This window comes from Pseudomonas sp. 2822-15 (assembly GCF_002742515.1).
Classification (GTDB): Bacteria; Pseudomonadota; Gammaproteobacteria; order Pseudomonadales; family Pseudomonadaceae; genus Aquipseudomonas; species Aquipseudomonas salomonii.
Genome location: NZ_LJRY01000330.1, coordinates 1 through 234, shown reverse-complemented (window position 1 = coordinate 234; position 234 = coordinate 1). Strand labels below are relative to the sequence as shown.

General features: G+C 43.2%; 1 protein-coding gene. It reads left to right on the top strand.

The window, feature by feature from the left end; translation table 11 throughout:
* Positions 1 to 234 (top strand): Gx transporter family protein (locus AOA59_RS28290; protein WP_143522841.1); only part of this gene is annotated, 234 nt, incomplete at both ends.

Sequence of the window (234 nt, the reverse complement as noted above, 5' to 3'; positions counted from 1 at the left end):
CTAAAAACCAACGTCTAGTATACATTGCCTTATTAGCATCTCAAGCCGTGATTATTGGTTTATTGGAACGGGCTATTCCGTTTCCTTTCGCCATTGCCCCTGGCGCTAAATTGGGCTTAGCCAACATCATCACAGTGATGGCTATCTATACATTATCAACTAGGGATGCAGCAAAAGTTGTAGGAATCCGCCTTGTGTTGACTTCTTTACTTGGTGGCACCATGTCTACATTCA